Raw genomic sequence first — 25,779 nt, 5'->3', positions numbered from 1 at the left:
CCTTGGCTAGACATCACTCAAGACCATTTCAAACCATACAATCACTCGATTAAAGAATAAAAAAGGCGGAGGGCTCCCCTCTGCCAAAATCAGGAGGAGTGATTACTCTTCTTCGTTACCTTTTGCTTCTGCAATCTCATCATCGTAAGCATCGCCACCAGCATCAAGAATAGCGACAACTTCCATATCCTCGCCTACGTCTTCCCAGTCGGCCACTTCACAATCACCAGCACCGAAGTCTTCAATACTTTCGCCATCTGGACATTCAGCTATTTTAACGACAATAGAGAAGTTAGAATATTTATCCGCAGGTGCATTACCATCCTGTGGCGCACGGGCAATCACTGAACCTAAATCAGCACTTGGGCCAACACCAAAGACAGCTAATACAGCTTCTTCATCTTGCCCTAATTCTTCAGGCTCATTAAAGAATGCCATAGGAACAGTATCGGTTCCCATAGAAGTTAGATCAGTAAAGTCCGCAGCAGCACCTGCACCAAATTCCCACTCATCATCGTCTGCCACAAGGTCATTAAAAATCATCGATGGCTTAGTAACATCAACCAGTGCCACATCCTCAACACTACCTGCAATTGTCTCGTCTTCCGTAGCATTACAAACAGTACCAAGAACATAACGAAGGGAGGTTAAGCCATTATCAGACAATGTCTTTAAAGCGCCAGATGCCACATCTACCAATTGCAACTTGCCATACATATCGTTAGTAAGACCACCATGTATACGCTGTAGATTAGATGTGTTTCCGCCAGCACTCAATACAGTTGAGGTGCCTCCATCTAACGAAGAAATATCTACGGATAGCTCAGCTCCCGAAGCAATAACACCGGTAGAACAGATCAGCGAATCCAATCCACCAGGCAGCTTGCGCTTTTCTGCAACGCTGAAGATATTCATACTATTTTCAAGTGTCGCCATGGTATGAACAGCAGTCGCTTGTGCTGCACCTTCCTCTTTACCGTCCATATTAGAGATAACTGCACCGGCGATAATGGCCAAAATTGCCACTACAACCAAAAGCTCAAGCAAGGTAAAACCGCCCTGCTTCGATTGTAATTTTTCACCCTTACTACGCAACTCCACGTCTTTAACTTGGGATAAGTCAGCTTTCTTAAATTTAGCTATCGTATTTTTTATTTTTTTAGTGTTCATCGGTTTTCTCAACACATTTACCGCATCTGTCTCGTACAGACTTTTGGATTTCTTAATTTTATTTTTTAAAGATGCAAACCCGCATTGCACTCTTATCTCATATCTATTTTTTACACATCAACAACAAAGCGGTATTGCTTTCCACAATGTAAAATAACTTCTTTTTGCTGACGTTTAAGAATCTTGGTTTCAATACGTATCTCGCCAAAGCCGTCGTGCTTAAGCACTTCATCAAACAATTCCATTAGCTTCTGTTTCGCCGACTCAGCGTTTTTGTTATTAACTTGCACGGGACAGCTCCAACCTTGCTTTTTAATTCAATGTTTATAACAGCGAGTTTATATTCGTAACTATTTTGTAATAACTACTATTGATACTAAGTGACAGCTAGCGTTTAAGAGTATTGTATTTAGGAAGAAAGCCTAGAAACTTTGGGATATTCCTTTCTCCTAAATCTATCGGGAAATATTCCCAAACTCATTAGCTCACACTAAGTTAACATCCTGTTTATACTGGAAAAATCCATTTAATGACTCCAAAATCTGCTTTATCATCCTATGTGTAACTTTATACATCCGATAATATATTCATAAATGAAAAGCGCGTTACAGGAAAATCTCCCTTTTTAATGAAGTTTATTAACCAGTTAATCTCAGCATCTGTTTTAAACATTTAATCGAGCGATACTTATCAACAGAATATATAGCCCTTCAAACAGGATAAAAGTCGAGTCGGCAATTACCAACTCACCCTAAAAGTTTTAATTATTGAAAATTAATGGGATAGAAGACAGCAGGCTGGCGAGCGCTAAAGAGATAGCGACTAAAGAGGCGCGGGCTAAAAAAACAACAGAGGATCAGGAGGGAGCTCGATAGATAAAGATAAAAACTGTCGGGACAAGCTAAGAAGTTCCCTTCTTAACTTATCCCTCTATTTATGAAAAATATGTCGTTAACTCACTCAGACATACTGTTCAAATAAGCTTTGTCAGAGATATCTGTCCAGGTACGCGCTTTAGCCATATAAGCTGCTTGAGAGCGCTGTATACGCTTAGCTAACGGATCTTTTTCCGCATATTCAAGCAACAAGTCGATGTTAGCCTGTTGCATTGCATTAAGTACATCTTTAGGAAAAACTTTAACCTGTATATCTGGAAATTCACTTTTCATACGCGCCCAATGAACAGACGACTCATGATAAAAATGGATATACATATCATAAGCAGATACACGCATTGCAGTTTTTAAAATTTGCTGTAGATCAGCCGGTAAGCGCTCAAATGCTTTTTTATTGACCAAAAACTGTAATTCACTTGCAGGCTCATGCCAGCCCGTATAATAAAAAGGAGCTACCTTTTGGAAGCCCATGTTGATATCTAATGATGGACCTATCCACTCAACCGCATCAATCGTACGGCGCTCCAATGAGGTATATAACTCACCCGGTGCTATATTAACCGGCTTTGCTCCCAATTTCGCCCAGATCTCTCCGGCAAAACCTGGAATGCGTATCTTTAAGCCCTGCACATCTTCAAGAGAATTGATCTCTTTTTGGAACCACCCACCCATCTGTAAGCCCGTGTTTCCACCGGGAAAAGAATACATGCCAAAAGGAGCGTAGACTTCATTCATTAACGCCTGCCCTTCACCATAATAGAACCAACCATACTGCTCAGGGGTTGTCATACCAAAAGGCATTGTTGTGAAATAAAGGCTATTAGGTAGTTTGCCCTTCCAATAGTAGGAAGCGGTATGGCCAATGTCATACTGGCCAGCTCTCACCATATCGAACACACCGAACGGTGCTTTATGTTTGTTGCTAGAATCAATTCTAATCTTAAGACGTCCATTTGACATCGTATCGGTCAAATGAGCTAAACGTTTTGTCGTATCCCCTAACAGAGGGGTATTAGTACCCCATGTTTCAGCTAATTTTAGGTGATAAACCTTATCTTCTGCTTGTACCAGCGTAGTAAGCAGGAAACAACACAGTAAAATACAGCTTCTTATTTTCTTCACCCACATCTATCGATATCCCTAAGCATCATTAAGTAACTAAAGCCTGCATAGTAATATGCTCAACCCCACCTCTCAAATCAAACACAAAAATTAGATAAAAAAATGCCCCGTAAAACGAGGCAAGTAATCAGCTCATATAACAAAGCCAAGCATGGGAATCGATTATAAAATGGGCTATCACTAGCCCATAAAGATACAACCGCCGTTAATACATCACTGATCCTTAGGAAAGCCCGTAGAAAGCTGGGAATAGAAGTATTGAAACAACAACGGCTACTTGCATGATGATAAACGGCATCACACCTCGGTAAATATCTATTGTAGTGACTTGCGGCGGTGCAACCCCTTTCAGATAAAATAGACTAAATCCAAATGGAGGCGTCAAGAAACTGGTCTGCAAATTCATCGCAATCAAAATCGCAAACCAAACAGGCGCTATACCAAAAGCATCTGCCACAGGCGCGAGAATCGGCACAATGATAAAGCTGATCTCTACAAAGTCGATAAAGAAACCTAATACCAAAATAGCCAGCATAGACAGAATCAAGAAGCCTGTCGCACCACCCGGCAGATCAGATAGAACCTCTTCTACAATGTAATCACCGCCTGTGTAGGTAAATGCCATTGAGAAAGCAGTAGCGCCCAGCAATATAGCAAACACCATCGCCGTCACTTTAACCGTTTCTTTAGCTGAGTCTAAAACCATTTTCCAACTAAACTGACGGTAAAGTGCAGCCAGAACAATCGCACCAACACCACCTAGTGCAGAAGATTCTGTTGGTGTAGCAATACCAGCAAAGATAGAACCAAGAACGATCAAAATTAATGCTAGCGGCGGAATAATAGCGATCAACGCTTTAGTATATTGCTCGCGTTTGTTCTTCACATCATCATCTAAAGGCAGTGCGGGAGCCGATTCGGGCTTCAAATAACTATAAATCAAGATATAAACAACGTAGATACCGATCAACATTAGGCCTGGACCTACCGCGGCTTTAAATAGACCACCAACAGGAATACCAAGTACGTCACCTAAGATAATTAGAATGATCGACGGTGGAATAATCTGACCTAAAGTACCTGACGCACAAATAGTTCCGCAGGCTAGAGATTTGTCGTATTTATACTTCAACATAACAGGCAAAGAGATTAACCCCATTGCCACAACCGATGCACCTACAACACCTGTAGATGCGGCTAAAAGTGCACCGACTAATACAGTAGAGATCGCTAAGCCACCGCGCACCCCACCAAAAAGCTTACCCATCGACTCAAGCAACTGCTCAGCCAATTGAGTTTTTTGTAAAACAATCCCCATAAAAATAAACAGAGGAACCGCCATCAATACCGTATTTTCCATAATGCTCTGAATACGGAATGGCATAAAAGCGAACATTTCTGCGCCTTCGGCAAAGACACCGAAAAGCAAAGCAACGCCACCAAAAGTAAAAGCAACTGGGAAGCCGACAAGCAGCATAAGCAGCGCCACCGCGAACATGACAATACCAATCATTACTAAGGCCTCTTAATGTTGTGGGGGTTGATAATCGTCTGCCTGGCTATTACCTAGGTAAACGTTTAAAGATTTAAGGAGCAAACCCACACCGCTAATTAACATAGCGAAGAAAGCAAAAGGAATTACAGACTTAATAAGCCAGCGATAAGGTAGACCACCGGGATCACCCGATGTCTCGCCCAACTCAAATGCCTCACGCGCAAAATCAATACCATACCAGCCCACTAACGCGCAGAAAGGAAATAACAGTATCAAGCAACCTAACATATCAATTACAGCTTTAGTCTTTGCACTGAGACCTTCATAAATAAGATCCACACGTACATGTCCGCCGGCCTTTAATGTATAAGGTACGCCTAAAAGAAAGACAGCAGCGTAAAGGTGCCACTCCATCTCCTGCATCCCTATAGAAACATCATTAAAAACATAGCGCATAACAACATCGATAAAGACATTGAATAGCATTAACACAAACAGGACTGCAGAGATCTTACCCATCAGCTCTGAAAAGCTGTTGATCACCTGCTCCAGTCTCAATAGAAACATGCTAGCTCCAAGAAAAAATAGATAATGGCACCCTGAATAGGGACAACACTCAAAATACCAACGGAGGTTCTTTAACTTTAGATAATAAAAGGTAACTAAATAATTAGTCACCCGATGGAACAACGTAATTAAATAAGACCTGCCCCTTCAACAGGCCTTATTAGAGATACGCTTAGTCAGACAAACTGTTCAAGTAAGCTTTATCAGAGATATTAGTCCACACACGAGCTTTAGCCATGTATGAAGACTGAGAATCTAAGATTTTCTTAGCTAATGGATCTGCTGCCGCTTTCTCCGCTAACAACTCATCATTTGCTTTACGCATTGCTGCGATAACTTCTGGCGGGAAAGTTTTAACCTGAATATTTGGGAACTCAGATTTCATGCTAGCCCAGTTCTCTGCAGATGCATGGTAAGACTGAATGTACATATCATACGCTGCGGTACGCATAGCGGTTTTAAGAATTTGCTGTAGATCTGCTGGCAACTTCTCATAAGAGCGTTTGTTGATAAGGAACTGCAACTCAGTTGCAGGCTCGTGCCAACCCGTATAATAGAACGGTGCAATTTTGTGGAAACCCATACGTAGATCAAGTGATGGGCCTACCCACTCAAGTGCGTCAATTGTACGACGCTCAAGTGCAGTGTATAGCTCACCTGGTGGGATATTTGTCGGCTTAGCACCCAGCTTAGCCATAACCTCACCCGCGAAACCTGGAATACGCATTTTCAGACCTTTTAGGTCATCTAATGAATTAATCTCTTTCTGGAACCAACCGCCCATCTGGTTACCCGTATTACCGCCTGGGAAGGACATAAGGTTATATTTACCATAAACCTCATCCATTAGCTCCTGACCACCACCATGATAGAACCAGCCGTATTGTTCAGGTGCTGTCATACCAAAAGGCATAGTAGTGAAATAAAGGGTGTTTGGCACTTTACCTTTCCAGTAATAAGATGCCGAATGGCCCATATCGTACTGGCCAGCACGCACCATATCAAAAACACCTAAGGGTGCTTTGTGCTTATTCTTAGAATCAATAGTAATTTGCAAGCGGCCGTTAGACATTTTATTTGCCAAATCAGCCATATTCTTTGGCGCATCGCCAAATATCGGAAAATTTGTTGGCCAAGTTTCAGCCAGTTTCAACTTGTAAACTTTATCAGCCGCCATCGCTGGCATGGCTAATACAGCTGTACACGCTGCTGCAGTGATCAAGGTTTTTTTATAAGTCATTTTGAACATTTTTATTATCGCCCTCTAGCTATATAACTGCGTTTGAAAAACCGTCAAAAAATTGGTCGTAATGGCAAGGATCTCCTGCCCAACAACATTACGACCATAAGACCATAAGTAGCACAATCTGCTAAGAATCAATCGGCTAAGAATCGATGATTCAGCCTAAACAGTATCACATAGAAGAGTCTGCTCTCCCATTAGAATTACTGCGCAAGCGATTAGCCATGAATACTTAGCTAACCTACGTACTATTACGTAGCACATGAATTATTTTATCAAGATGTGATTTTTTTAGCTTATTGAGCTTAAATTAGATTAGACTAGTTTTATGAATAAGATAGCTAGATTTTCTATATGCCATCATAAAAATAAAAGAAACCTCACCTATAGCGTGCGGGGACTATTGTTATTTCTATTCATTATCGTTTCCCAAATATCCAGTATCCCTTCTACATCACCCCTATCCCATTTAATTCTATCATCCGAAACTAATCTTCAATCGTCTGCACCTCCTTTTACAGCTGTTGATAATGATTATGATGAACTCATCGCTATTCATTCAACGCTGATAGATACACCATTTCTGCCACGACAAAAAGCAGACCTAACAACAAACCATAACCTAAGTCACAAAAAATGGCTTAAACCCTTGTCACAAGCCCCACCACAATACGGCTAGTACAAATACTTTTAAACTTTTTATCTTTTTTGTGCTGCCACTATTGGCAAGGATTTAACAATGAAAAATTACAACGAACTTAATACCGTATTTTTGGAAGAGTCAGATCTTGTTATGCGTCCTGAAGAACTGACTGAATACACGTTAGAAACTCCTGCGATAAATATTTTAACTGACTTCTTACACGTCCAACCTCTATCAATGGAGCTTGACGTATCTATAGATGATGCTCGTCATATGATGCGTAAGGTGCATGTACGGTCAGTATTGGTTATCGACTCAGATGAAACCTTTAAAGGCTTCCTGACACTTGCCGATCTAGAAAGCCGTTCAGCACTCAGCATTGCAACAACAGCAGGTATCAAACGCCAGGACATCTCTATTCGAGATGTTATGACCCCACGCGCTAAGCTAAAAGCAATCCCTTTATCAGAAATTCAGTCCGCTAAAATAGGCAACTTATTACAAACACTGAAACATGAGGGAACACCACATATTTTGGTTGTGGATACGACGAAGAATAGTATTCGCGGTGTGATATCAAGTAGTGATATTGCGCGCCGATTAAATATCTCTGTTGATATCTCTAAACGCGCAAATAGTTTCCAAGAGGTGGTCGGTATTCTTGCATCAGGGCAAGAGTATTAAATAGCTCAAAGCGATAACCCCTTTATAAATAAACCTCCTACCTAGGAGGTTTTTTATAGCTCGCTTAAGCGCTAGGTACTGATATCACGCTTCTTTTATATCTGAGGTATTTATGTAATCGAATTAGCGACAAAGTATCAATCTTCGACGCGAAACATTAACTAATGCATACGTATTTAAAATTAATAACAACATCATATAGACAATCAAAGAGCTAACCGCAGCAGATAACCCATACAAGCACATAAGCCACTTATTGCAGCAAAAATTTACATGCAAATATGAACAGTTTTCACTAAAGACTACACGTACTCAAATACTAATCTAAAACTGTTTACTTAAAGTCCTTCTCCCACTTTCCTCATTACAATATTCAAACACCGAACACTTACTTACTATGACCCAGCACAACATATAACTACAAAAAAACCGGTGTATCATTTTCGCAGCGTTCCTGCGACAACTGTGTACTAATTCAAAAAGCCATTTAGAGCCAACGAAAGATATAAAAAATAAATCCTTATATTTCAAAAGCTTAATTATTTACAACTAGGCCCGCTTTTTTGGCATGTTAATTGATTGAACAGTGTGCCAATCAAAAACTCAAAGAAGAGGCGTGGACAATAATGAAACCTTTTGGATTTAAAATGAAATATCTTAGCTGTTGTATTGGGGCAGTGGGACTGATGTCTAGCTACTCAGTCTCAGCAGCTAATCTGACAACGCTGAATAAAAAGATTGAGAATTACAAAACAGTTACTCACGAACGTTTAGTCGAAGCAGCTCCGCAAGACTGGTTGCTACCGAAAGGTAACTACGAAGGCTGGATGTTCAGTAAACTGAAAGAGATCAACTCTAAAAACGTTAAACAGCTTAAACCTGTATGGACTTATTCCACTAACTTGGATTCAGGCCATGAAGCACCAGCTATAGTAAACGATGGCGTAATGTTTGTATCCACACCTTACAACAACGTTCTTGCGCTAGATGCGAAAACAGGCCAATTGTACTGGCGTTATAAGCACGATAACCCTGCTGATTTAAGTGTAATGCATAACACCAGCCGTGGTGTTGCGCTATGGGGCGACAAAGTATATACCGCTGGCTTAGACGGCACGTTAAATGCCTTAGATGCGAAAACAGGTGAGCGTCTATGTCAGAGCCAAATTGGTGACTGGAGCATTGGTGCCTACATTTCCTCTGCCCCTCTCGCAGTTAAAGGTAAAATAATGGTGGGGCCATCTGGTGGCGAATATGGTGTTCGAGGCTTCTTAGAAGCAATGGATGCAGATACTTGTGAAACAGCTTGGAAAACTTACAGTGTTCCAGGGCCTGGAGAACCAGGCCATGAAACATGGAAAAAACAAGGCAAACGCCCTGACGCTTGGAAATACGGCGGCGGTAGCATGTGGATGCCAGGTAACTACGATGCTGAAGCAGATATGCTTTACTGGGGTGTCGGTAACGGCTCACCTTGGTTAGGTGATCAACGTCCAGGTGATAACTTATACGTTGCATCAGCGTTAGCGATGAATCCTGACAACGGTCACATCGAAGGTCATTACCAATACCACTACAACGATTCATGGGATTGGGCAGCAATGAATGCCCCAATGTTAATCGATGGTATTAAGGATGGCGGTAAAAAAGTAAAAGGCCTCGTTTCACCACAACGTAACGGCTACATGTACTGGCTAGAAAGAAAGGCCGAAGGCAAGATCGGCTACCTTGAAGGTAAAGAATTTGTAGACAACAACGCGTTTAAATCTTTAGACCCTAAAACAGGTCGTCCAACATATGATTACGATCATGTGCCAGTTACAGGCAAGCGTGTTGACTACTGCCCAAGCTTATGGGGCGGTAAAAACTGGCCTTACGAATCATATAACCCAGAAACAGGCATGATGTACGTTCCAGCGAACGACAATCTTTGTAACTCCTTTATCGGTAAGTGGCAAGATGACATTGAGCCAGCTTCAGGCCAATTCTGGGCAGGCATAGACATTCCAGAGCTTGATGTTTACGTAGCTGATCCAAGCAAAGGCGTAGGTCAAATGCAGGCATGGAGTGTAAATAGTCGTGAAAAAGTATGGCAGCACGACTATGGAAAAACTATGAACTGGGGCCCTGTACTATCAACATCAGGCAACCTTGTGTTCAGTGCTGGTACCAACGACCGTATGCTAAGAGCATTTGACGCTAAGACAGGTGAAGTTCTATGGGAATTCCCTCTGAACTCAACTGCTATTGCGCCACCTGTTAGCTACGAAGTTGACGGTAAACAATATATTGCTATCACAGCAGGTTACGGCGTTGATGCACACTGGACTAACGGTGTACTAGCTGCCAAAGACGAAAGTGGTGAATGGATCACTGACGTACCTGAAGGTGGTGTAATTTGGGTATTTGCGTTACCTGACGCTTAATACTTCTATGGGGGAGCTGTCGTCTCCCCCTTTTCTCCCTAAACCAATAAAACTAAAAAGACTTTATTTAGCCGCTGAAATTTGAGGTGCGCAATGACAAAAGATAATAATGATATGCATGCCGATTTAAACAAAAGTACATGCTGCGCTTGTTCACAAGCCAATGAAAACAATGTTACAGACAACAAAAGAAGAAGCATCCTAAAATACCTAGCTGCCTCCATTCCCGCAGCAAATCTACTAACAGGGAATACAGCGCTAGCTGCAATGAAGAAAAAATCACCTGAAAGTAAGCTACCTCCACAAGTGGGTGATAGGTTAACTTACTTCAATAAACGTTTACGCGGGCCTAAGCTAACTATATCGGACCTTGAAATCTCAGATAAACAAACCCTCGTTGTACCAATAGATCCTAATACAGGTGAAGTACGTGATGGTTCACGTTACAACCAGATTCTGCTTCAGAAGTTATCAATAGAGCATTTATCTGAAGATACTCAAAAAATTTCAACACATGGCATTGTCGCTTACACCGCCATCTGCACCCATAACGGTTGCCCTGTTACAGGCTGGGTAAAAGATGAAGAAAATTATATGTGCCCATGCCACCAATCCGTATTCGATCCTAAGAATGGCGGAAGTGTTGTCTCGGGACCAGCAGCCAGAAATTTACCGGCATTACCGTTAACCGAAGAAAATGGTGAACTGGTTGTTGCTGCTGAATTTAATAGTTGGATTGGGTTTGGAAAACCACCGAAATAGACGGGCTTAGTTCTATTAAAAGCCTCAGGGTAATCTGACCCATAGATAACTTAAGTAGAGTTTATTATGAAAAAAATAAGTATAAGTTTAATTGTTGTTTCGCAAATACTTTTAGGCCTAAGTATTGCGTCTACAGCTCTAGCTGCAGCAAAACCAATAGCAGGTGTTACCTGTAATAATGGCTTCTTTGTAAGGACACCTGATAAACATATTCATTGGATTGATGAAGCCACCCAAAAACATGTTGAAGTATATGACCAAACAGATGACATTTATGCCATGGTTCAATGCGGCACAGGCGTTATTACTGTCTTTGCCAAAGAAGTGAATGACGCGCAGCAATATAGCGCAATTTACAGTCCTAACTGCATGAATATCGGCAGCGTAACAGGCCAATCATCGCTGATTTATCAAGGCAAGGAGCCAATCAACAAGATCGACACAACTGACGGTAAATTGGCAATTAGGTTTGTAAACAATACCTATCTGCGAGGTAAAAATTGTGCATCAGTCAGTCCATAAAGCTAAACGACAACGGAGCACAACAGGATACACCACAGTGGTAAAGCAACTAGCTTGCTTTACCACTCTCCTGCTGCTTTTAATGGGGTGTACTGAAGAAAAAAGTGCAGCCCAATTAAAAGCTGAAGCTGACCGATTAAAACTTAAAGATGTTTTAAGCTCGCTTGAACAACAATACCCGTTGCAACCTACAGTAGAAAAAAAATCCACAACAACACCTCTGTTTGCCTTGGGTAAAGAGCTTTTTTTTAGCCGCACCTTAAGCGGAAGCAAAGATGTCGCGTGCGTCAGCTGCCATCACCCTTATCTTGCAGGGGGGGACAAATTAAGTTTACCTGTTGGCGAATCAGCCTACGACCCAGAATTACTTGGCCCTGGGCGCTGGCATGACTGGAAAGCATCATCAGACCCCACAGCCGATGGCGGGCCAAATGTAGCACGCCATGCTCAAAGTATTTTTAATTCATCTCTCTACAATAGAGCCATGTTTTACGATGGCCGTATTTTTGTTTTAGATGACGAAGTCAAAGATAGCGGCCAAGGGCAAGCACATCGCACACCTGACAGTAATTTATGGCAAGCCGATGCAGCCCCTGGCGATGACCTTTTAGCTAGTCAGGCTCGCTTCCCTGTCGTTTCCAACGATGAAATGCTCGGCTACAGTTTTGCAACCACTAAAACCCATGCGGGTATCCGTGACGCTCTCGTTGAAAGGTTAAGGAAAGATGATAAAAACAAAGCCTGGCTAGGCATGTTTCGCGCTGCCTTTTCAAAACCGGATGCCGATGCAGAAACACTCATTACTTACACTAATATCGAAAAAGCACTGTCTTATTATCAATCGACACAAGTGCTAATTAACAATAATTGGTACGCTTACCTTGATGGGGATGAGCAAGCACTCACGGATTTACAGGTTGAAGGGGCTTTAATATTTTTTAATACGGTGCAAGAAGGCGGAGCTGACTGCGTTGCCTGCCATACACCACCAATTTTCACTGATGAACAATATCATAATATTGCTGTACCTCAATTTGGCAAAGGAAAACAACCAAATGGAGAAGACTTTGGCCGCCGAAATGTCACACAAAATGATGCAGATCGTTTTGCCTTTAGAACACCAACCTTACTAAATGTAGCCAAAACCGGTCCATACACTCACTCCGGTGCTTTTACCCAACTATCCGATGTAATTGAACACCATATCAATCCTGTAAAATCAGTTGAGAACTTCGATTTTAGTTTCTCAAATAATCCACAAATGAAGCATCTTAGCGCCTTAAATTCGCATGCTAAAGAGCATTCACAAAAGCCCTTAATTCAGCTTCTTAGGCAGCAAATAAGTGGCTCTAGTAAGCTTCCTACGAATGTCAAAATGGATACACATCAAAGCAAAGCACTCATCGCGTTTTTAGACGCATTGACTGACCCTTGCTTAACGGATAAAGCATGTTTATCTACTTGGATTCCAAATGAAAACGAGCCTGCTCCTGACGATTTGCGCTTAAAAGCTAAGTTCGGTAGTTTTTCTACACCACCCAAACCGATCAAGTCAGACAGCGATGCTCTAGAGCAACAATCTCACAATACGGCACCCAGCTCAGGTACAAAAACCTCAGTAATTATAGAATCGACTGAACTTGGTTGCACAAACACCCAACCCAATACAGTAGAAAGAATGCCTCTTCAGTTTTCTGAAGTCGCACTAAAGTCTGGATTAACCAAACAACATCACATTTCATGGCCACTTTATAACCTTCAGTCGGCACAACGATTGATCTTTAGTGGTGGTGTTGCCGCAGGAGATGTTGATGGTGATTGCTGGGCGGACATTTTCCAGCCCACAGGAGATGGCTTACCAGACGTACTCTACCGTAATAACCAAGATGGTAGCTTCAGTAACATCTCTAAACAATGGGGCATTACATCAAAAGAGCTATCAAACGGGGTAGCGATGGTTGATATTGATGGAGATAAGGATTTAGATATCATCACATCAAACCTCATTCATACTGACCTCTCTTCTGTTGCCGGCCGTATGCAAGGTGATGAACAAGCCCAAAACCCTACACTATACATTAATCAAGATAACCAGAAGTTCACTCCTTTAACTACTTCAGGCATTGGTGCTAAATTAACAAGCTGGTCATTTGCCTTTGCTGACTACGATGGGGATGGCGATTTAGATGCCCTCACAACCCATTGGCGCGGACCTGGATTAGGCGGCCAACAACCGAACCATCTCTGGGAGAATGTAAGTACAGACAATGCTCTATCATTTATACCTGCCGATAGAAAAGCTAACTTAATGGAAATGATAGGTAATACTGATTTTACCTTTACCGGCGCCTTTTCAGACATCAATAATAATGGTTACCCTGATTTATTGATGGCCGCTGACTTTGAAACCAGCCAAGTTTATATGAACAGTGGTTATGGGCGCTTTGAAAAAGCCACTAATTTATCTGAAATTAACGACAAAAACGGTATGGGAAGCGCCATTGCAGATTATGACAATGACGGCGACCTAGACTGGTTTGTCAGCAGCGTATCAGATCCTAATGGTATTGCAGAAGGTAGTTGGGGCATTGAAGGTAATCGGTTATACAACAATGAAGATGGGAAGTTTATTGACGTAACCGATACTGCCGGTGTTGCCGAAGGTCTATGGGCTTGGGGAGCATGCTTCGCTGACTTCAACAATGATCAATGGCCTGATATCTTCCATGTTAACGGCTTTGACTTAGACAGCGAGCTACGCAAACATTTAGGGAAGACTCCCCATGCATATATGAAGTTAAAACGTTCCATGCGGGAGTTTGAAAACACACCAAGTAAACTCTTTATCTCTAACCAAGACGGTACCTTTACGGAAAAAGGGACGGAACTAGGTATTACTGATACCTTATCAGGCCGTGGAGTTGCGTGTTTTGATTACGATAGAGACGGTGATGTGGATATTTTAGTGAGTAATCATCAAGACAGGCTCTTACTCTACAAAAACAATGCTTCAGCTTCCGCAAATAACGGGTTTATTAACTTAACGTTAAAAGGATTAGGAAAAAACACACAAGCAATCGGTGCAAAAGTGTATGTCACAGCCAATGGTATAACACAATTACAGGAAGTAAGGGCTGGCGGTAATTTTATTTCTAGTTCACCTACCGAGTTACATTTTGGTTTGGCTGATGCGGATATTATCAATAAAATTAGGATCGTCTGGCCAGGACCAGATAGATCTGAAAGCATTCATACAGACATCCCAATCAATAAATTCTATACAATTAAGCAAACCCTCTCAGAAACAGAAACGAGAGCAGCGGTTAGTATTAATTAAAAAATAAGCAGCTATAACGAACATAATTCTTATAGCTGCTTATTTTTCTCGCCCTATCATATAAACGGAAAAAACAGGACTAAAATATATATTTTTAGCTTGTTAAGCCTGCCCCTAGATTTTCCAATCTCTGAGGCATACGGCTGTCTTAAAACTACCCAAGATCTCCTAATAGACACTTAAAGCCATCAATCAGCCACTTAAAGTCAAAACAAAACCTAACTGTAAAACCTGTAACGAAAAAATGAAGAAACCTTTCTTTAAGAGTGCATGTCCCTGCTTATTCCTCGCAGTTCCTTTTTTAATGGGGTACGTCCCCATTTATTTTCCTAAAAAATAAGCAACGCGATTGCTAAGATTAGGGCTCCATATCCAAATATTAAATACCAGTCTTTATCATGATCTTTAACACAATATGCATATACATATACTTCCCCTTTTTGCCTACCTACTATCAATAAGCGAATCCCTATAAATATAAGCATCAGAGATGGATATACTCCTAGATACCAATCAAAATTCTCATTCTCTACTGTTGCATATCGAAACAGAAGCACACCAAAAGCTAGCAGATCTAGCAAATATCCAAACAGATAAACCATAAACTATCACTGGCCTGTAACAACCGGAAGGAACCCTACGATCGTACCAGCAATTCCTCCTAACCTATTTCCTAATTTAGATGAAGCATCTAAGAACATTGATCCAACATGTCGATCAGCACCGAAAGCTGCGATAGACATACCTGTATTTGCAGGTCCCTCTCCAATGACTATATCTTCAGTGACTGCCATGGCGCCACCATAGATTGTAGCCACTACACTACCGGAAGCAGCAGGCAAAGCTGTTGCTGCAACAGATAATCTGATAGCGCTTTGGGTTTGCGCTTTGTCAAATTCAGCAAAACCTCGAGAATTTGCATCATAGGAACCACCATAAATGAGGCAACTTTCACTTGCACACTGACCATTGGGGGTTACATAATTATTGAACCTAGGCTTTCTAAACCATCTATCTTAGCCTACAAGGGGACAGGCACCCTTAAATTGACAATACCTTTACTCAATCCTAAAATCAAAGCCAAGCATTATTTATCACATCGATAAAAGGATTTACCGATGACTCGCCCAAGAAAGGAACTCGTATCCGTTCAAGATACTCCCTATTACCATATTGTTTCTCGTTGTGTTCGCCGCTCGTTTTTATGTGGCTTGGATCACTCAACAGGTAAAGACTACGAACACCGTCGTCAATGGATCGAAGACCGAATACGCATTCTATCTTCACTCTTTTCCATTGATATCTGCGCCTATGCCGTGATGTCAAACCATCTTCATATTGTGATTAAACTCTGCCCTACTCAAGCACAAAATTGGTCAAATACCGAAGTTGTAACGCGTTGGTTAAGTTTATTCAAAGGTCCCTTACTGATTCAGCAATGGCAAGCAGGTGAGTCTCTCAACAAAGCTCAACTCGATACAGTGAGTGATATGATAGAAGTCTACCGGGAACGCTTAGCTAACCTTAGTTGGTTTATGAAATGTCTAAATGAACCCATTGCTCGCCAAGCTAACCAAGAAGACAAGTGCACCGGCCACTTCTGGGAGTCACGTTATAAATCGCAAGCCCTACTAACCGAAGAAGCATTACTGTCTTGCATGGCCTATGTAGATCTAAACCCTATACGCGCTGATATAGCCAAAACACCGGAAGACTCAAAGCATACGAGCATCAAAGAGCGCATAAACCCGGAATTCAATTCAACATCCGCGATAGACTCTCAAAAAGCACTGCTTGCTTTGCAATATTTCCAATCCCCTGTAAAACCTCTGGCACAATTTGAAGGAAATATCCGAAACAAAGAACAGCAGGGTATTCTATTCAGCCTAGAGGATTATCTAACCTTAGTCGACATGACAGGCCGAATATTACGCGATGACAAACGCGGAGCTATATCCGCACACTTACCACCCATACTAGAAAGATTAGAAATAAACCAAGAAGAATGGCTGAATAACGCCACTCAGTTTGAAAGGCTTTATCACAAAAAGTTCGCACGAAAACGAAGGCATAACCAAGCGGTCTAACTTCCCCCTTTCTTATCTACAACCGATAAAGTATCAGCTCATTCGCTGAGAGATACGGCTAACTCAAAAACACCGAATATCTCCCAATAAACACTTAAAACCATCAATCAGCCACTTGAAGTAAAAACAAAGCCTAACTGCAAAACCTATAACGAATAAATGAAGAAGCCTTTCTTTAAGAGTACATGTCCCTGCTTATTGTTAAGAGTACATGTCCCTGCTTATTGACATCTTTAAGAGTGCATGTCCCTGCTTATCGCTGCCCAACACCACTACGACCACAAATAGCACAATCTGCTAAGAATCAATCGGCTAAGAATCGATGATTCAGCCTAAACAGTATTACATAGAAGAGTCCACTCTCCCATTAGGATTACTGCGCAAGCGATTAGCTATGAATACTTAGTTATCCTACGTAGTATTACGTAGTACGTGAACTATTTTATTGAGATGGAATATTTTTTTAGCTTATTAATATCAAGTTAGTCTAGACTAGGTTTATGAATAAGATAGCTAGATTTTCTATATGCCATCATAAAAGAAACCTCACCTATGGTGTAGTAGCTCAAAGCGATAACCCCTTTATAAATAAACCTCCTACCTAGGAGGTTTTTTTATAGCTCGCTTAAGCATTAGGCACAGATTTCACGTTTCTTTCACATCACTCACGATAACCTTCGCGCTTTAATCAGCCATTGTAGTGATCTGATATGACGCAACGTGCAACACTTTCTCAGTTATTGGTCGCCTTACCAAGTATCCATAGAACAACTCTTACGCTGCTCTCCGCTACTACACTCACCCTGTTCTATAATGACGCGCTCTGGTCTCTTATCCTTAAAACCCCCTTTGATAATGTTTTAGACCAACTCTTATTTGACGGCTCATTTTTCCTATTTATCTTTCTTATTTTTAACATCCTTCTTACTTTAATCAGTGTTTCATATATTCAAAAACCGATCATCGTACTGATTATTCTATCCGCAACAGGCTGTAACTTTTTTGCAAGCCACTACGGCATTATGTTTGATCGGAGTATGATGCAAAATTTGATGGAAACAGATAGCGCAGAAGTCGTTGAACTGATCAATTTTCATTTTCTTATCAACCTGCTGTTTTTTGGAGCCATACCCGCAACGCTCATTACACTTATACGCATAAAACCTACCAGCATCAGTACAGGGCTAAAACATAAACTAATTAATATTCTGTTATCCGTTTTGCTATTAACCGCTGTGATACTCTTAGCCTATAAAGACTTCTCTTCTGTTTTTCGCACCCACCGCGAGATCCGAAACTTAATTATTCCCACCAGTTATCTGTATTACGGTAGTCGATATTTATCCGGTGCCTATGATTTAAATAATCGTTCCCTACAAACAATCGGATTGGATGCATCCTCTGGTCCACTACTCAACAGTGCAACAAAAAAAGTAGTGACTGTGGTCGTGGTCGGAGAAACAGCAAGAGCGATGAACTTTTCTTTAAACCACTACGGGCGCGAAACAAATCCTGAATTATCTAAAGAAAATATTATTAATTTCTCACAGACCTATTCATGCGGTACCAATACCGCCGTATCTGTTCCCTGTATGTTTTCTGATATACCACGTAATAAGTTTGATAATGCGACCGCTCAATCCCGCGAAAATGTTTTAGATGTACTTTCCCATGCAGGCATCAATGTACTTTGGCGTGATAATAACTCTGGCTGTAAAGGTGTTTGTGAACGTATCCACCAACAAACTCAAAAGGAATATAGATTAGAGGCGGATTGTAATGCAGGGGAGTGTTTTGATGAGATGATGCTAAATAATCTTTCTTTGTACCTTAACAGTACAGATGAAAACACTATGATAGTGCTTCATCAACACGGCAGCCACGGCCCATCCTATGCACATCGCTACCCTAAAAAATATGAACAGTTTACGCCTGTATGCGAAGGTTCCGATTTACAATCATGCAGCCAACAACAAGTCATTAATGCTTATGACAATACAATCCTTTATACCGATCACTTCCTCGCTAAAGTGATCAACTTTTTAAAACAGCACAACGATCAATATATCACTGCAATGCTGTATGTTTCCGATCACGGAGAATCACTAGGTGAAAGCAATCTTTATCTACACGGACTGCCCTATTTTATTGCCCCCGAAGAGCAAACGCATGTGCCATTGATCTTATGGTTATCGGAAGCATACAAAGCGCAATTCAATATCAATAATGAATGTCTCAGTAAACAAGCGAGCAGCAAGCTGTCTCACGACAATTTATTCCACTCAATTTTAGGTTTTATGGATATTCAAACCACCTCAAAAAATAAAGCGTTAGATATATTTTCTAAATGCAGAAACGTTCAGAAAATTGCAGGCAGATAATGAATAACCACTTTTGGTACAAACATTTAGGCTTACCACTGTTGTGCTCAATCTTATTATTTTCTGCAATAGCCTACTGGCAGTTAGATATATCGTTAGCTAACTATGTTTATATAATGGAAGGCAGGCAGTGGCTCTACAAAGACCATTGGTTTTTCTCAACCGTTTTACATACTGACGCACGTAATCTGATGATATCGCTATTATTAATCGTGTTTATAAGCTTCATATCATCGTTTTTTATACCTCAGCTTTTACCCTTCAGGAAAGCCATCGTTTATCTACTTTTATCAACAACCCTATCCGCTCTACTCATCACTACAAGTAAACACTTTAGTCAAATAGACTGTCCTTGGGATTTAGTGAATTACGGCGGAAAACTACCGTTTATCTCATATTTTCATGCCCGTCCTGAATGGATGCCTGATGCTCAGTGCTTTCCAGCTGGGCATGCATCTGCTGGCTATGCGTGGTTCGGGCTCTATTTCTTGGCCTTAAAGTACTGTCCTCAATGGAAGTGGCTTATATTAGGCAGCATCCTCTGTTTAGGTCTTTTATTCGGCGCTGTGCAGCAGCTACGCGGTGCTCACTTTATCTCCCATGACTTAGCCACCCTAACGATCTGCTGGTTAACCGCATTATTGCTTTACCCATTATTTTTCTCAGGTAAAGTAAATAGACTTATTACCCCTTTCTTAAATCGAAAACCGCTTAAACACTCTTAGAATAGGCCGTTGTATGCATATATTGCTGACCGATGATGACCCCGATATTTTATCAACAATAGCGGATCATTTAGAGCTACATAATATGACGGTAGACTTCGCCTACAACGGGGAGCAGGCGCTTTTCTTACTCACAGATAATCATTACGATGTGATCGTACTTGATATCATGATGCCCAAACTTGATGGGCTCCTGACCTGCGAGGCGCTTCGGAATCAGGGAAATACCACTCCTATACTAATGTTGACAGCTCGCGATACTCTGGACGATAAAGTAACAGGGTTTCAACAAGGTGCTGATGACTATCTTGTAAAACCTTTCGCCATGCGTGAGCTTATATGTCGTATAGAAGCCCTTGGACAACGTATATCACGTAATAAAGCACGGACAATCCACTTTGGCGAGTTAGAACTCGATCTAGAGCAAAAAAATGCATGCCGTGCAGGACAACAATTACACCTCAATCCACTGCAATTTCGTTTACTAAAACTCCTTATAACTCAAGCCCCGAAAATTGCCAACCGCGAGCAAATAGAACAAACATTGTGGCAAGATAATCCCCCTGATAGCGATGCCCTGCGAAGTCATTTTTACCAACTACGTAATATCATTGATAAACCCTTTACTTACCCGATGTTAGAAACAATACGCGGCGTCGGTTATCGCTTAACAGATCATCAATCGGGAGATGCATCGTGAAGTTAAACTATACCCAACGGCTTATTGTCTCTGTCAGCCTTTATACCTCACTCTTATTTTGCCTTTCACTCGGCGCTGCTTGGTTTACGTTTGAAAGCATTGAAGAGAGTGAATATGAAGCGTCAGCTTTACAGGTGAATCGTTTAATCAAATCGTTAATGAGCACTACACCTGCTCTCGAAAGTTCCCATCCACAAAACGGTATAGGTTTATATCTATCAGATTCAGCACTTCCCAAAGCATATACAAAGTTCAAGCAGCCGGGCTTGTATACTTTAGCCAATGGGGATGAACTCATCATGGATTACCACCCCATTAGCCAGCAACCTTATTACCTGCTTTTAGCGCCTCCCCATCAAGACGAAGAAGGTATAAATAATGAGTTTTCTGATTTAATCGTACTGCTTATGGGCCTTATTATGGCAACCTTTGTTTCAGGTGGTATGGCTTGGTTTTTAGCAAAACGGCTTGCTCAACCAGTTATACAGCTCAAACAACAAATCAATCAAATAGAAACCCAAAATCTACACCTGACGGTGATGGAGCGGGATGATGAAGTTGGAGAGCTCAGCCGATCAATTTCATCTTTAGTTACGCGAATAGATCAATTTACCCAAAGAGAACAAGAGTTCACGCGCTTTGCCAGCCATGAGCTACGCACCCCCATCACCATTTTAAAAGGCAATATAGAGTTACTTAATTCAACACTCACACCGAGCCTAGCAACAGACAGAGTGCTAAAACGTATGGAGAAAGCGACAGATCGGATGTCCGCGTTAATTCATGCCTTTTTATGGTTAAGTCGAGAGGGAGATGATTATGAGCAGGAAGAGAGCCTTATAGATTTAACTCAATTTAAATTACTAATAAGCGATTGCCTGCAACATATTCCCACCGAAGAGACGGAAAGAATTAAGGTTGATGGGGATACAATCGCTTGGCTTAGTAACCGGTTCCTTATATCAATACTACTCGACAATCTAATCCACAACGCCCTGAAATACAGCTCAGGTGATATTCATATTACGGCGCATAATGATCATTTCACCGTCTCAAACGCTCCCATAAAAGTCACGAACCACTCATCAACAGGCTTAGGGTTACTTATTGTGCAACGTATCTGCGAAGCTAAAGGCTGGCAGTATGCAATAGAATCAAACGATGACCGTTTTAAAGTCGTTATTAAATGTATTCAAGAACCTCAAGAGTTAGCAGGTTAACTACAAACCGAAACAGTAGTTTGAGATCAACCTTACAAAATCACACTAGGCTAGACGATCGCTCTTTACTCCATCACCAATCTTTTACACTTTTAAGAAACCCTTAAGAAAGCAACGCTAATTTATATGTCATCAACTAATGGAGATGGCATATGAGTATTGTAATGCTCAAACCCAGCGAGCAATTTATTCCAAAATCAGATCTTCTTTTAGTTTCTCGTCATGAGAATAAAGAGATGGTCAGGCGATTTGCGGAGGCTCGCTTTAAAGCAGCATATAACGCTGATGTAAATGACTTTCTTCCCCATATGCTTGCACTACTAGATAACCAGCTAGCCGTCCAAGCATCTGTGGGTTATCAATCAGCGGAATCACATAGCCTCTATCTCGAACATTATTTAGATCAGCCAATTGAAGATGCCATTGCCGCTCGGCTAAATATCGATAAACCTCGTCGTAGTGAAATACTGGAAGTAGGTAACCTCGCATCGCTCTCCCCTGGGGCGACGCGACGGTTAATTCTTAACTTAGCCTGTCATTTTCAAAAGCAAGGTTATAAATGGTTAGTCATCACCGCGACATCTCACGTCAAAAATAGTTTTGAGAAACTCAATATTGGCTTAGACCTACACAAGGTATGCAAGGCGGATGCAAGCGCAGTTATAGATACAAATTCAAACTGGGGGAGTTATTACGAACATAACCCAGAGGTTTATATAGGCGATATAGATGCCGGTATTAACGTACTCAAAAACAACCCTGTCATTGGCAAACTGCTCGCCCGTTTAAAAACACCAGTGAGCGACTGTGCCGTATCAATCACTCATAACTCAGCGGTAAAAGAAGGAACAGTCGAGTGAGTCAATTATTAAAAAAGATACAAGCTTACTCAATATCCCAACCTGATAAAACAGCGTTTAAGAGTCACTTAGGTCAAATCAGCTATGCTGAGCTCTATAAACAAGTAGAGTCACTTGCAACACACTTAAAACAGACTCACTGCGCTATTTTAGGTATTTGGGCGGACAACTCCCCCCAGTGGGTGATTACTCAGTTAGCAGCGATGTCTGCTGATATTAATGTAATCCCGATGCCCATATTTTTTAGTCCCTCTCAAGTACAGCACCTGATTAACAGCGCAAATATTGAGCTGATTGTTTTAGATGAACGATTAAAATTAGCCTACCCACAAGTTGATTTTGAAAGCTATACGAACGCTCAACTCCCATTACCTAGCGGCTTATCCGCTTATCAAAAATCTACTCATACAGGCAGCACGACTAACTTAAGCACAGCATTGGTCACCTTCACATCAGGCAGCACGGGCACGCCAAAAGGAGTGTGTATAGATTTTGATTTGATTGATCAAATGTGTAGCTCTCTACATTCACTCACCTATAACCTAGGTGTACAAAAACACCTCTGCCTGTTACCTCTTGCTGTCATGCTAGAAAATATTGCAGGGGCATTTTTGCCACTTTATGCGGGTGAAACTATTGTAATTGATAGCTCAGAAATCACAGGACTTAGGGGCTCATCACAGCCAGATATTCAGCAGTTGGGGCTGTACCTAAGTGCGGAGCAACCGCATAGTTTGATTGTAACGCCGGAGTTACTGAAACTTTTACTCCTACTAAAACAGCAAGGCCAAGCGCTCGATTATTTGAAACTTGTTGCGGTAGGTGGCGGCAAAGTACCAAAACGCCTACTCCAACAAGCCTGCGCCTTAAATATTCCTGTTTATGAGGGCTACGGTTTAAGTGAATGCGGCTCTGTAGTTGCACTCAACACACCTAATGCAACCAAACTAGGAAGTGTCGGTAAGCCTCTACTTCACTGTAATGTAAAGATATCAGACAGTGGTGAGATACTGGTCTATGGCCCGCATATGAGTGGATACCTAGATGAACCGGTATCAGTTTCTGACCACATATCAACAGGTGATCTCGGTTATATAGATGAAGATGGTTTTCTCTTTATTACAGGTCGTATAAAAAATATCCAGATCAACAGCTTTGGTCGCAACTTCAGTCCAGAGTGGATTGAAGCTGAAATCAACGGTTTATCCGGTGTCATACGATCCGCTATTTTCGGGGATGGTAAACCTTATATCACGGCGCTCATTCAAACTATACCGGGAGTCAGTGAGTCTCAGATTCAACAGCAGATTCAACAGTTAAACCAATCACTCCCCGATTACGCCCAGATCAAAGCCACTCTACCTATGTCGGCTGAAGTACTTACCAACCACGGATTATTAACCGCTAATGGTCGAATCAAGCGGGAAACCATTAAACACTATTACGCACAGCAGATTGAAGACTGCTACCACAGCGTCACTATATAACTGTAGGAAAAATAACATGGTATTTTTTGATAAGTTGTCACAAGAAACAGTAGCCGCTCAGCACGCCTTTCTAGCGCGCCCTATTATTCAACAAACACTTTCAGGGGATATTTCACTTGCTCGCTATCAAGCGTTTTTAACTGAAGCCTACCACCACGTTAAGCACACCGTTCCTTTGTTGATGGCCTGCGGTTCTCGATTACCTGAAGAGTTCAACTGGCTGCAAAAAGCGATTGCGGAATATATTGAAGAAGAGATTGGTCATGAACAGTGGATTCTTAACGATATAGAGCAAACCGGTCTAGACCCATTAAGTGTCAAAGTAGGTATCCCTTCCCTGCCCACTGAAGTAATGGTCGCTTACGCTTACAATCAAATCGACCGTGTCCATCCACTTGCCTTTTTCGGCATGGTCCATGTATTAGAAGGCACCAGTATCGCGTTAGCCACTCACACATCCGAGTTAGTACAAGGCCGATTAGGTTTACCGGATGAAGCCTTTAGCTATCTTCGCTCCCATGGCTCGCTCGATATAGCCCATGTGAAATTTTTTGAAGATCTAATGAACAAAATTGAGTGCCCTGCAGCTCAACAAACAATCATTCATGCAGCACAAGTGTTCTATCACCTTTACGGTGAAGTGCTCTCATCAGTGGAAGGTGCAGAATGAGCTTAGAGACCAAGACCTCACTGATTATTGGTGCATCCGGCGGTATCGGTCAGGCCGTCGCTAAAAAACTGGCCGAACAGGGACAAAACATTTTTCTATGCGGGCGTAATGAAACCGCTTTAGCAGACCTAAAAGCTAATCTTCTACATCAGGATCAACACACATTACTTATCGCTGATGTCGTCAGTGCGCAAGGCCGTGAAGCCATTGTAACTGAGGTTAGCAGATCGCCGATTGACACTATTATTAATGTAGCCGGTATCAATCAGTTAACTGCATTTGAACAACAAACAACAGAATCAATTGAAGCGATGATTCACACCAACCTCACTGCCATTATGCTACTGACTCACGACCTAATTCCCCTATTAGAAACACGTAGTAATAGCACCTTAGTCAACGTCGGGTCCACGCTTGGCGCCATTGGCCTGCCCGGTTATGTAACCTATTGCGCATCAAAGTTTGCACTGCGCGGTTTTTGTGAAGCACTGTCCCGCGAGCTGGCAGACAAACCTATTAACATCAAATACTTTGCCCCTCGTACCACAGAAACCAGTATTAATTCCGATAGTGCTAACGCCATGAATACTGAACTGGGCAATAAAGCAGATAGCACTCAGCACGTTGCTAATGAACTGATACGTTTCCTCGAAACGGATAAAGATAGCTGTCACTTAGGTTGGCCAGAACAACTGTTTGTAAAAGTTAACGCTGTGCTGCCATCTATTGTGAGCCAACAGTTAAAAAAACAACTTCCCATTGTCCGTAAATATATTGGCTAA

General features: G+C 41.6%; 21 protein-coding genes. 14 read left to right on the top strand and 7 right to left on the bottom strand.

From position 1 onward, the window contains the following. Positions 1 to 102 precede the first annotated feature (102 nt). The 6 genes from ACOQOE_RS05850 to ACOQOE_RS05825 all read right to left on the bottom strand — a co-directional run bounded on the left by ACOQOE_RS05850 (position 103) and on the right by ACOQOE_RS05825 (position 6,499). On the bottom strand, positions 103 to 1,170 hold the full coding sequence (locus ACOQOE_RS05850) for a type II secretion system protein (protein WP_420555152.1): 1,068 nt from the start codon (positions 1,168 to 1,170) through the stop codon (positions 103 to 105). A 110-nt stretch (positions 1,171 to 1,280) separates the two neighbouring features. Next, positions 1,281 to 1,460: a hypothetical protein gene (locus tag ACOQOE_RS05845; RefSeq protein ID WP_067861929.1), complete on the bottom strand. Its 180-nt coding sequence runs from the start codon at positions 1,458 to 1,460 to the stop codon at positions 1,281 to 1,283. Between the two features lie 666 nt (positions 1,461 to 2,126). Next, a complete protein-coding gene (locus tag ACOQOE_RS05840) occupies positions 2,127 to 3,194 on the bottom strand; it encodes a TRAP transporter substrate-binding protein (protein ID WP_067861933.1) in 1,068 nt (355 codons plus the stop codon). 217 nt (positions 3,195 to 3,411) lie between these two features. Then, positions 3,412 to 4,701, bottom strand: coding sequence for a TRAP transporter large permease (locus ACOQOE_RS05835; protein ID WP_420555151.1), 1,290 nt, complete (start codon positions 4,699 to 4,701; stop codon positions 3,412 to 3,414). 12 nt (positions 4,702 to 4,713) lie between these two features. Beyond that, entirely contained in the window at positions 4,714 to 5,250 is a 537-nt protein-coding gene (locus tag ACOQOE_RS05830; protein WP_067861939.1) for a TRAP transporter small permease subunit, read from the bottom strand. A gap of 172 nt (positions 5,251 to 5,422) precedes the next feature. Continuing rightward, entirely contained in the window at positions 5,423 to 6,499 is a 1,077-nt protein-coding gene (locus ACOQOE_RS05825; RefSeq protein ID WP_067861942.1) for a TRAP transporter substrate-binding protein, read from the bottom strand. A gap of 733 nt (positions 6,500 to 7,232) precedes the next feature. On the opposite strand from ACOQOE_RS05825, the gene ACOQOE_RS05820 reads away from it, so the two are divergent. The 5 genes from ACOQOE_RS05820 (at position 7,233) to ACOQOE_RS05800 (ending at position 14,867) form a co-directional block, all read left to right on the top strand. Next, positions 7,233 to 7,820 (top strand): CBS domain-containing protein, encoded by a 588-nt coding sequence (locus tag ACOQOE_RS05820; RefSeq protein WP_067861946.1) that lies wholly within the window; start codon positions 7,233 to 7,235, stop codon positions 7,818 to 7,820. A 647-nt stretch (positions 7,821 to 8,467) separates the two neighbouring features. Further along, positions 8,468 to 10,246 (top strand): PQQ-dependent dehydrogenase, methanol/ethanol family, encoded by a 1,779-nt coding sequence (locus tag ACOQOE_RS05815; RefSeq protein ID WP_420555150.1) that lies wholly within the window; start codon positions 8,468 to 8,470, stop codon positions 10,244 to 10,246. A 93-nt stretch (positions 10,247 to 10,339) separates the two neighbouring features. Further along, a complete protein-coding gene (locus ACOQOE_RS05810) occupies positions 10,340 to 11,008 on the top strand; it encodes a ubiquinol-cytochrome c reductase iron-sulfur subunit (RefSeq protein WP_067861949.1) in 669 nt (222 codons plus the stop codon). Positions 11,009 to 11,074: 66 nt separating this feature from the next. Next, entirely contained in the window at positions 11,075 to 11,530 is a 456-nt protein-coding gene (locus ACOQOE_RS05805) for a hypothetical protein (RefSeq protein ID WP_067861952.1), read from the top strand. Between the two features lie 37 nt (positions 11,531 to 11,567). Beyond that, positions 11,568 to 14,867, top strand: a complete 3,300-nt coding sequence (locus ACOQOE_RS05800; RefSeq protein WP_420555149.1) for an FG-GAP-like repeat-containing protein — start codon at positions 11,568 to 11,570, stop codon at positions 14,865 to 14,867. 608 nt (positions 14,868 to 15,475) lie between these two features. Here ACOQOE_RS05800 and ACOQOE_RS05795 read toward each other — a convergent pair. Continuing rightward, positions 15,476 to 15,685 carry a hypothetical protein gene (locus ACOQOE_RS05795; RefSeq protein WP_420555148.1) on the bottom strand — a complete coding sequence of 70 codons (210 nt, stop codon included), beginning with the start codon at positions 15,683 to 15,685 and terminating at the stop codon, positions 15,476 to 15,478. 300 nt (positions 15,686 to 15,985) lie between these two features. Between ACOQOE_RS05795 and ACOQOE_RS05790 the strand changes: the two genes are divergently transcribed. The 9 genes from ACOQOE_RS05790 (at position 15,986) to ACOQOE_RS05750 (ending at position 25,779) form a co-directional block, all read left to right on the top strand. Then, positions 15,986 to 16,954, top strand: coding sequence for a transposase (locus ACOQOE_RS05790; RefSeq protein ID WP_420555147.1), 969 nt, complete (start codon positions 15,986 to 15,988; stop codon positions 16,952 to 16,954). 710 nt (positions 16,955 to 17,664) lie between these two features. Beyond that, positions 17,665 to 19,335 carry a phosphoethanolamine transferase gene (locus tag ACOQOE_RS05785; RefSeq protein ID WP_303416484.1) on the top strand — a complete coding sequence of 557 codons (1,671 nt, stop codon included), beginning with the start codon at positions 17,665 to 17,667 and terminating at the stop codon, positions 19,333 to 19,335. Further along, positions 19,335 to 20,060 (top strand): phosphatase PAP2 family protein, encoded by a 726-nt coding sequence (locus ACOQOE_RS05780; RefSeq protein ID WP_420555146.1) that lies wholly within the window; start codon positions 19,335 to 19,337, stop codon positions 20,058 to 20,060. Before ACOQOE_RS05785 ends, ACOQOE_RS05780 begins: the two co-directional genes overlap by 1 nt. Positions 20,061 to 20,073: 13 nt before the next feature. Then, the gene (locus ACOQOE_RS05775) at positions 20,074 to 20,760 is read left to right on the top strand and encodes a response regulator transcription factor (RefSeq protein WP_420555145.1); all 687 of its coding nucleotides are present in this window, start codon (positions 20,074 to 20,076) and stop codon (positions 20,758 to 20,760) included. After that, positions 20,757 to 21,980 carry a sensor histidine kinase gene (locus ACOQOE_RS05770; protein WP_303416481.1) on the top strand — a complete coding sequence of 408 codons (1,224 nt, stop codon included), beginning with the start codon at positions 20,757 to 20,759 and terminating at the stop codon, positions 21,978 to 21,980. Before ACOQOE_RS05775 ends, ACOQOE_RS05770 begins: the two co-directional genes overlap by 4 nt. A gap of 152 nt (positions 21,981 to 22,132) precedes the next feature. Further along, positions 22,133 to 22,840: a thermostable hemolysin gene (locus ACOQOE_RS05765; RefSeq protein ID WP_067861959.1), complete on the top strand. Its 708-nt coding sequence runs from the start codon at positions 22,133 to 22,135 to the stop codon at positions 22,838 to 22,840. Beyond that, on the top strand, positions 22,837 to 24,327 hold the full coding sequence (locus ACOQOE_RS05760; RefSeq protein ID WP_420555144.1) for an AMP-binding protein: 1,491 nt from the start codon (positions 22,837 to 22,839) through the stop codon (positions 24,325 to 24,327). The genes ACOQOE_RS05765 and ACOQOE_RS05760 overlap by 4 nt, the downstream gene beginning before the upstream one ends. Positions 24,328 to 24,343: 16 nt before the next feature. Continuing rightward, positions 24,344 to 24,997: a TenA family transcriptional regulator gene (locus ACOQOE_RS05755; protein ID WP_067861965.1), complete on the top strand. Its 654-nt coding sequence runs from the start codon at positions 24,344 to 24,346 to the stop codon at positions 24,995 to 24,997. After that, the gene (locus tag ACOQOE_RS05750; RefSeq protein ID WP_420555143.1) at positions 24,994 to 25,779 is read left to right on the top strand and encodes an SDR family oxidoreductase; all 786 of its coding nucleotides are present in this window, start codon (positions 24,994 to 24,996) and stop codon (positions 25,777 to 25,779) included. Before ACOQOE_RS05755 ends, ACOQOE_RS05750 begins: the two co-directional genes overlap by 4 nt.

Source organism: Neptuniibacter marinus, from assembly GCF_965223595.1.
GTDB classification, from domain to species: domain Bacteria; phylum Pseudomonadota; class Gammaproteobacteria; order Pseudomonadales; family Balneatricaceae; genus Neptuniibacter; species Neptuniibacter marinus.
The sequence above is the reverse complement of the archived record's forward strand: the minus strand, read 5'-3'. Positions and strand labels throughout refer to the sequence as shown.